The organism is Mesorhizobium sp. M7A.F.Ca.US.014.04.1.1 (assembly GCF_003998745.1).
In the GTDB taxonomy this organism is placed as follows: Bacteria; Pseudomonadota; Alphaproteobacteria; order Rhizobiales; family Rhizobiaceae; genus Mesorhizobium; species Mesorhizobium ciceri.
Genome location: NZ_RZRW01000268.1, coordinates 1 through 7834, shown reverse-complemented (window position 1 = coordinate 7834; position 7834 = coordinate 1). Strand labels below are relative to the sequence as shown.

The window sequence follows — 7834 nt, the reverse complement described above, 5'->3', positions numbered from 1 at the left end:
GTTTTGCAGGAATGCGGGATGCAGTCCCACCTCAGACGCCGAAGGCGATACCGGTCTTGGTGTCCGTCTTCAGCTTGCGCATGCAGGCGTTCGGTTCGACGCCGGTACCGGTGCATTCGGTCGCGCTGTTGATCAGCACGCGGCTGACTTTCGAGCACTCGGTGCCGGCCAGATCGAAACGCGTCACCTTGGTCTTGCCGGCCGGCAATTCCTTGAAATCGAGCACGGTCAGCCGGTCGACGACGCCTGCCTCGTTGAACAAGGCGATCTCGAAGGCAGCCTTGGACAGGTCGGCGCCGAGATTGTTGTTGACCACGAACCTCAGGCGGCAACCCTTGTCGGAAGGTTGCGCGCCATTGAGTTCCAGGGTGAGCGTGGGGGCCGGCGCGGACTCTTGCGCCCACGCCGAAACCATCGCAAGCGACATCGCCAGCATCGAGGTCAGCAGACGAAGGGGTGTCGTCAAGCTCGTCATGGCAATCAGCCTCCAAACCGCATCGTTGCCGCCAGCTTCAGCGTTATGCCGGGCTCGTAGGCCGCGAAAACCGGCTGCGGCGGCTGGCCAGCCGTGGTCAGGTTAAGCGGGTTGGCGTATTTGACATCGAACAGATTGTCGGCGCGGAAATCAATCTTCAAATTGTCCGTCGCCTGGTAGCTGGCAAAGGCATTGACCAGCGTGTAGTCCTCGGCGATCGGATTGCCCTTGGGCTTGCCATTGTATTGCACTTCGCCGCCGACGGTCAGCTTGTCCTCGAGGAAGCGCAAGCCGAGCTGCGCGGTGACCTGGGATGATGGGATCGTGGCGAGATCCGCTTCCACACCCTTGTAGGAAATGGTGTGACCATTGGTGATTGAAGCCGAGAGGCCGGCATAGCCCCATCCGGCATCATAGACGCCCTCCAGTTCGAAGCCGTCGATCTTGGCCTTGGCAAAATTCTGGTACTGGAAGCATATCGGGATACCGGGTCCGCTCGGGCAACCGGCTGTCGGGTCAAACCGCGACAGGGTAACGCCATCGATGTAATCTTCGACATCATTGTTGAAATACGCTGCCTTGATGCGCAGCGCATCGCCGGCTTCGAGGATGTCGTTCTGCTTGTAGTTGACGCCGAATTCGACGGTCTTTCCAGTCTCCGGCCGCAGATTGGGATTGGGCAGGAACGGAAAGCTGACGCCTGCCGGATGATTGCCGCTGATCAGCGTCTCGGCGATCGATGGCGAGCGATAGCCCTCGGCATAGGTGCCATAAAACTGAAGGCCGGCAAGGCCTGCGGATTCGAACGGGGAGACGCCGACGGTGATGCGCGGCGATACCCTGTCGCCGGAAATGTCGTGGGTGTCATCTTTGAGACTGTAGTTGTCGTAACGCAGCCCGGCGATGACTTCGAGCCACTCCCAGGTGAGCTTGTCCTGGACATAGGCGCCCGAAACGTTGCGCTTGCCCGAAGGCGTGTAGAAACTGTCGCCACCAGCCGCGCCGCCGGTCTCGACGTTATCGCCGACCCAGTCGCCGCCATAGGTCAGCTCGTGCGCGATCCCACTCGTCTCGAACCGGGACGTGTTCCAGATGTCGATGCCGGTGGTGCCGACGTCGAATGTCGACTGCGATCCCGCCGGCAAGACAACGGGAAGGCCGGTGACCGGATCAAAGCGGTTTTGCGGGACAAGGCTGGTCAGATCGAGGTTGGTCTTGTTGTAGGAGGTGTTGATGTGGAGATCGAGCCAGCTCTTGTCCTCATCCGTGATGTTGTAGCGCGCCGTGAAGGTGTTCGACTTCAGGTCGACGTCATTGACCGGCGCACCGCCGCTGATCTCGTTCCAGCCATCGCTTGAGCCGACCCAGCCGAGCTTCAGTTCGCTGTTGTCGGTCGGGCGTATGCTGGTCTTGAGCAGTCCGCTCAGCACGTCGAAGCCGGTGCCCTTGACGGTGTCGCCGCCGCCATCCTTGTAGTCGTCATAGTCGCGGTAGACGATGTTGCCCAGCACGTCCCAATTCTCGTTAATGCGGTAGGCGCCGGATGCACTTGTGGTCCAGCCCTTGCCGTTGCTCTCATAGCGTCCCGTGACGGAACCGGCCCATGTCTCGTCAGGCTTGAGGAAATCCTCGGCATCCTTGGTGTCGAAGAAGACGACGCCGCCGATGGCGCCCGAGCCGTAGGTGTTGGCTACAGGACCACGGATAACATCCACGGATTTGACGAGTTCGGGGTCGATGTAGAAGGTCGACTGCGTGCCGTGGTCGGAGCGCTGGAAATTCTGTCGTGCGCCGTCGACGATGACTGCGACGCGACCGAAATCCTGCAGGCCGCGGATGTTGATGCTGGTGCTGACGCGCCTGGCGTCGGCCTGCGCCGCGACACCGGGCACGCCGAGCAGCATCTCATTGGGCGTCGTCGCCATGCGGCGGTCGAGCTGTTCCTGGCCGATATGGCTGGCCGATGCCAGCGATTCGATCGCCGTCTCGCCGGTGCGGCTGATGACGAGGATCTTGTCGAGCAGCGTTGCTCCCGCTGGTGCTGCCTTTTCCTCTTCAGCCTTCTTCGTTTGATCTGTCGTCTGCGCCGCCTGCTGGGCGTTGGCCAGTTGCGCCGATAAGGCAATCGCCGCCACGCTTGCCAGCAATGCCGCCGCGCCGTTCGCCGCCGACCGGCCGCGCCATTCCCAAGTCACAAACCCCATGCCCCAACTCCAAAGTCCAGGTTTCATGCTGGCTGGCCCGGGGCTGGCTGGCATTTTTGATCGTCGCCGACGTCTTAAATGTTGACTCATTTAATCCGGTATTGCACTGACTAGTAAACATGATTATTCAAGTCAAGAAATGAATCGGATTACGCAACGCCTAGCCAGACGCCCGGCACAGGAAAGGGATCCATCCAGATGAACACCCACAATCCCAACGATTTTCGCTATCGCGTCCGCCGTCCCGACGATGCCTCCCCCCATTTCGACCGGGTTCCGCTGGCGGTACGAACCCTTTCCAGCAACACCCTGTTCCAGGGCGAGCACGAGATAGGCATCGAGCATCACGGTGCACTCTACCGGCTGAAAATCACCCGCCAGGGCAAGCTCATTCTCAACAAGTAAGACAAGGCAACAGGGACCGAGACATGGATCAGCGCGTAAAACCCGCCCCGCATGAAATCCGGCGGGCACGGACAGACAATCCGAAGACGCGCGAGCGTGATCTGGCTGCCCATCTCGGCATTTCGGAAGCCGAACTGGTCGCGGCGCATTGCGGCGACGGCGTCGTCCGCATCGAGCCGCGCGTCAACGATCTTCTGACCGGCCTCGAGGCCGTCGGCGAGGTCATGGCGCTGACCCGCAATGACAGCGCGGTGCACGAGAAGATCGGCGTCTATGACAAGGTCGTCACCGGCACCCACAATGCCATGGTGCTTGGCGAAAACATCGACTTGCGCATCTTCCCGAAGGTCTGGGCGCACGGCTTTGCCATCGAGAAGCGCGACGGCGACGAAATCCGCCGCAGCCTCCAGTTCTTCGATGCGGCAGGCGAGGCCGTGCACAAGGTGCATCTGCGGCCGGCCTCCAGCCTCTATGCCTATCAGAAGCTGGTCGCCGCGCTCGAATCGTCCAACCAGGAACCGACGGTCGACATCTCGGGGCCACTCCCCGATGACGAGATCCATGGCGACGAAGCGGCCGCCAATCTCGACGATCTGCGTGACCGCTGGAGCCGGCTGACCGACGTGCACCAGTTCTTTGGTATGCTGAAGACGCTGAAACTAAGCCGCCGGCAGGCGGTGCGCCTGGTTGGGCAGGACTATGCCTGGCAGCTCGACAATGAGGCGGTCCGGGCCATGTTTCATCATGCCGCGGAGGGCGAGATGCCGATCATGTGCTTTGTGGGAAACCGCGGCTGCATCCAGATCCATTCCGGTCCGATCAAGTCGATCAAGCCGATGGGACCATGGATCAACGTGCTGGACGAAACCTTCCACCTGCATCTGCGCACCGACCACATCCACGAGGTCTGGGCCGTGCGCAAGCCGACCAAGGACGGTCATGTCACCTCGCTCGAGGTCTATGACGCCGACGGCAAGATGATCATCCAGTTCTTCGGCAAGCGTCATGAAGGCGAAAGCGAGCGAGACGACTGGCGCTTCCTGGCGGAAAACCTGCCGCGCATCCCAAGCCCGACTGCAGCCTGAGAAAAAATGCTATGAGTGTTTTCCCAAGATTGTCGGCTGTGCGCGGATCTATTTTGGGGCCGGTGATCGGTCTCTCCATGGCTGTTATCGCACTGCAACCCGCCAGCGCCGCGGAAGGCACGGCCGTGTTTGCCGATCCTTCAAAGATCGTGGCCATTGGCGGCTCGATCACCGAGATCGTCTATGCTCTCGGCCAGGAAAAGCATCTGGTGGCACGCGATTCCACCAGCCGGTTCCCAAAGGCGGCGCTTGAGCTGCCCGATGTCGGCTATATGCGCGCGCTGTCGCCGGAGGGTGTGCTGTCGGTCGACCCGACCGGCATCCTGGCGCTGCATGGCAGCGGCCCCAAGGAAGCAGTCGATGTCTTGAAGAAGACGAGCGTGCCGTTCATCGAGGTGCCCGAGCACTACAGCCACGAAGGCATTCTCGAGAAGGTCCGCATCGTCGGCAAGGCGCTCGGCGTCGACGCCAAGGCCGAGGTGCTGGCCAAGGAGCTCGATGCCAAGCTCACGGCCGCCGAGAAGCAGACGGCTTCGATCAAGGAGCGCAAGCGCATCCTGTTCGTGCTGTCGATACAGGGTGGCAAGATTCTGGCGGCCGGCAGCGAGACCGCCGCCGACGGCATGGTCAAGCTGGCCGGCGGCGTCAACGCGGTCGAGGGCTTTTCCGGCTACAAGCAGATGTCCGACGAGGCGATCATAACCGCCAGGCCTGACGTGATCCTGATGATGAGCAATGCCGGGCCTCCGGTTTCGGACGACGAACTGTTCGTCAATCCGTCGATCGCCTCCACGCCGGCCGGAACGGCGCACAAGCTGATCCGCATCGACGGCGCCTATCTGCTCGGCTTCGGGCCGCGCACGGCTGATGCCATCCACGACCTCGCTGTCTCGCTTTATGGCGGGCAGGTCACGGACTGAGCAGGCAGATCATGGTCGATCAATCGATCGCCGGCCCGGTGATGGCAAGCGTATCCGAAGGCGACCGGTCGGGCCGCGCCCGCATCGTCATCCTTCTGCTGTGCCTGGGGCTCGCGGCTGCCGTTTTTCTGTCGCTGACATCGGGGGCTTCGGACGCATCGGCCGCCAACGTCATCGGGGGCTGGCTGTTCGGCGCAGTGCCTGACGACGCCGCGTTGAGCGCCCGCGACAGCCTGATCGTCTATGACATCCGCCTGCCGCGCGTCATCCTCGGCATGCTGGTCGGCGCGGCGCTCGCCGTCTCCGGCGCGGTCATGCAGGGGCTGTTCCGCAATCCGCTGGCGGACCCCGGCCTGATCGGCGTCTCGGCCGGCTCCAGCCTCGGCGCGGTTGCCGTCATCGTGCTCGGCGCGACGATATTGGCTCCGGTGACAGTCTTGCTCGGCACGCTTGCCCTGCCGCTGGCGGCCTTCTGTGGCGGGCTCGCCACCACGCTGATGCTCTATCAGGTCGCGACGCGGCGGGGGCAAACCTCGGTTGCCACAATGCTGCTCGCGGGCATCGCGCTGGCGGCGCTCGCCATGGCGCTGACCGGCATCCTTATCTTCATGGCCGACGATCGCCAGTTGCGCGACCTGACCTTCTGGCAACTCGGATCGCTCGGTGGTGCGACCTGGGCGAAGATCGCGTCGGTAGGGCCGATCATCGTCCTGGCGCTGGCGGCGATGCCGTTCCTGGCACGCGGCCTCAACGCGCTGGCGCTTGGCGAGGCGACCGCCGGCCATCTCGGCATTCCGGTGCAGCGGCTGAAATACACGGCCATCGTCGGCGTCTCCGCCGCGGTCGGCGCATCCGTCGCCGTCAGCGGCGGCATCGGCTTCGTCGGCATCGTGGTGCCGCATCTGCTGCGCCTGCTGATTGGTCCGGACAATCGCTATCTGCTGCCGGCGTCGGCGCTGCTCGGCGCCTCGCTGCTGCTTCTGGCCGATGCGGTCGCACGCACCATCGTTGCGCCGGCCGAACTGCCGATAGGCATCGTCACCGCGATAGCGGGCGCGCCGTTCTTCCTTTGGATCCTGCTGCGCAAGCGCGGCGTGGTTGATTTGTGAGGCTTGATGATCGAGGCAAAGGATGTTTCGGTTGATATCGCCGGCAAGCCTATCGTCAGTGGTGTCGATTTCCACGCGCGGCCCGGCGAGATCGCCGCCGTCGTCGGCCCCAATGGTTCGGGCAAGACGACCTTCCTCAAAGCGCTCTCCGGCGAGCTCGCCTATACCGGCCGCGTTGCCCTCAACGGCCGAGATCTCTCGACGATGAAGCCGGCCGAGGCAGCCGTCCATCGCGCGGTGCTGCCGCAGGCGACGACGCTGTCGTTCCCGTTCACCGTGCGGGAAGTGGTCAAGCTTGGTCTTGTCGGCGGCCGTTCGGGCGCCTTGCCGGGCGAGGATGCGCGGCTGCCGGAACGGGCGCTGGCGCGTGTCGATCTCGACGGCTTTGCCGGCCGTTTCTACCAGGAGCTTTCCGGCGGGGAGCAACAGCGCGTTCAGTTGGCGCGCGTGCTATGCCAGGTCTGGGCGCCGGTGCTCGACGGCAAGCCGCGCTTTCTGTTCCTCGACGAGCCAGTGTCCAGCCTCGACATCAAGCACCAGCTGATCATCATGAACATTGCCCGCGACTTCGCCAGAAGGGGCGGTGGCGTGGTCGCCATCCTGCATGACCTCAATCTGACGGCCATGTATGCGGAGCGTATCTTCGTCATGCATCGCGGCCGGCTGGCCGCCGCCGGATCGCCGCGGGACGTGCTGAGCGATGATCTGATCGAGAAAGTGTTCGACTGCCGGCTCAAGGTCGGCGTGCTGCCGGCGGGCAATATGCCGTTCGTGCTGCCGCAGTCGGCGGTCTATTGATATTCAGGTGAGGCCGGGCCTGCGAATGGCGGTTTCCTGCGCTTCTCCCGCCAATTGTCGAAGTCGGCGCCGCCCCTCATTGCCCTGCCGGGCATTTCTCTCCGCAGAACGGGGAGAAATACGCTAGGCAGCCGGGGCGCGGCGCTCCATCAGCATGTCGATGCCGAGCAGGTTGCGTACATTCGGCCGCGCCGCTACCAGATCGGCGATCGTATAGCGGGCGAGCACTGCGAAAAACGCATTCAGGGCCTCGCGCAGCGCCGAGTTCAGCGCGCAGCTGTCGACGAGCGGGCATTCGGCGGCATCGTTCTCGAAGCATTCGGCCATGGCGAAGCTCTCTTCCGTCACGCGCACGACATCGAACAGGCTGATGGCTTCGGCCGCCCGGCCAAGCTTGACGCCGCCATTCCTGCCACGCACGGTCTGGACGAGGCCGTGCTCGACCAGCGGCTGCAGGATCTTGAACAGGAAAAGCTCCGACACAGAATAGGCGGCCGCGATCTCGGGAATACGGCTCAATCGGTCGTCATTTGCCGCGCAATACATCAAGATGCGCATGGCATAGTTGGTCTGGCGCGTAAGCCGCATATTGTCCTCACAAGGCACTGGGGCGGTGCAACCCACGCCAGATCTGGAAATTTTGCTGATGCGGCTTTGACCCGAAATTCCGGATTCGCCACATTGGCCCAGGCGGAATATGGCCTATACCTTGGAATAATTCCAGACTAGCTTGGCGCGATAGATGAATTTTCTCCTCAACTTTGTGTGCGCAGCCGGGCAAGATGCCGGGCGAAACCGGCTGTCGCGGGTATTTCGGCCGTCGGAACACTAGATAGGC

8 protein-coding genes are annotated in these 7834 nt (G+C 62.8%); 5 read left to right on the top strand and 3 right to left on the bottom strand.

Going from position 1 to position 7834, the window contains the following annotated elements:
* Positions 1 to 31: 31 nt before the first annotated feature.
* Both EOA22_RS18350 and EOA22_RS18345 read right to left on the bottom strand, forming a co-directional pair.
* Complete coding sequence (locus tag EOA22_RS18350) at positions 32 to 475, bottom strand: hypothetical protein (RefSeq protein ID WP_063168170.1); 444 nt, start codon at positions 473 to 475, stop codon at positions 32 to 34.
* A 5-nt stretch (positions 476 to 480) separates the two neighbouring features.
* Positions 481 to 2679: a TonB-dependent hemoglobin/transferrin/lactoferrin family receptor gene (locus tag EOA22_RS18345; RefSeq protein ID WP_082826469.1), complete on the bottom strand. Its 2199-nt coding sequence runs from the start codon at positions 2677 to 2679 to the stop codon at positions 481 to 483.
* 198 nt (positions 2680 to 2877) lie between these two features.
* Here EOA22_RS18345 and hemP point away from each other — a divergent pair, with 198 nt between their 5' ends.
* Genes hemP through EOA22_RS18320 form a run of 5 tightly spaced genes read left to right on the top strand, consistent with a single transcriptional unit; the run spans position 2878 to position 6996 of the window.
* A complete protein-coding gene (gene hemP, locus EOA22_RS18340; protein WP_063168168.1) occupies positions 2878 to 3084 on the top strand; it encodes a hemin uptake protein HemP in 207 nt (68 codons plus the stop codon).
* 23 nt (positions 3085 to 3107) lie between these two features.
* A complete protein-coding gene (locus EOA22_RS18335; protein WP_063168167.1) occupies positions 3108 to 4169 on the top strand; it encodes a hemin-degrading factor in 1062 nt (353 codons plus the stop codon).
* Positions 4170 to 4180: 11 nt separating this feature from the next.
* The gene (locus EOA22_RS18330) at positions 4181 to 5089 is read left to right on the top strand and encodes a hemin ABC transporter substrate-binding protein (RefSeq protein ID WP_063168166.1); all 909 of its coding nucleotides are present in this window, start codon (positions 4181 to 4183) and stop codon (positions 5087 to 5089) included.
* Between the two features lie 11 nt (positions 5090 to 5100).
* On the top strand, positions 5101 to 6198 hold the full coding sequence (locus tag EOA22_RS18325) for an iron ABC transporter permease (protein ID WP_063168165.1): 1098 nt from the start codon (positions 5101 to 5103) through the stop codon (positions 6196 to 6198).
* Positions 6199 to 6204: 6 nt separating this feature from the next.
* Positions 6205 to 6996 carry a heme ABC transporter ATP-binding protein gene (locus EOA22_RS18320; RefSeq protein ID WP_063168164.1) on the top strand — a complete coding sequence of 264 codons (792 nt, stop codon included), beginning with the start codon at positions 6205 to 6207 and terminating at the stop codon, positions 6994 to 6996.
* Positions 6997 to 7119: 123 nt separating this feature from the next.
* Here EOA22_RS18320 and rirA read toward each other — a convergent pair whose 3' ends face one another.
* Entirely contained in the window at positions 7120 to 7584 is a 465-nt protein-coding gene (gene rirA / locus EOA22_RS18315) for an iron-responsive transcriptional regulator RirA (protein ID WP_013531245.1), read from the bottom strand.
* Positions 7585 to 7834 lie beyond the last annotated feature (250 nt).

Bases quoted from the DNA above. Each gene is read 5' to 3' on its own strand.
- EOA22_RS18350 (WP_063168170.1), bottom strand. From the start codon at position 475: ATGACGAGCTTGACGACACCCCTTCGTCTGCTGACCTCGATGCTGGCG.
- EOA22_RS18345 (WP_082826469.1), bottom strand. From the start codon at position 2,679: ATGGGGTTTGTGACTTGGGAATGGCGCGGCCGGTCGGCGGCGAACGGC.
- hemP (WP_063168168.1), top strand. From the start codon at position 2,878: ATGAACACCCACAATCCCAACGATTTTCGCTATCGCGTCCGCCGTCCC.
- EOA22_RS18335 (WP_063168167.1), top strand. From the start codon at position 3,108: ATGGATCAGCGCGTAAAACCCGCCCCGCATGAAATCCGGCGGGCACGG.
- EOA22_RS18330 (WP_063168166.1), top strand. From the start codon at position 4,181: ATGAGTGTTTTCCCAAGATTGTCGGCTGTGCGCGGATCTATTTTGGGG.
- EOA22_RS18325 (WP_063168165.1), top strand. From the start codon at position 5,101: ATGGTCGATCAATCGATCGCCGGCCCGGTGATGGCAAGCGTATCCGAA.
- EOA22_RS18320 (WP_063168164.1), top strand. From the start codon at position 6,205: ATGATCGAGGCAAAGGATGTTTCGGTTGATATCGCCGGCAAGCCTATC.
- rirA (WP_013531245.1), bottom strand. From the start codon at position 7,584: ATGCGGCTTACGCGCCAGACCAACTATGCCATGCGCATCTTGATGTAT.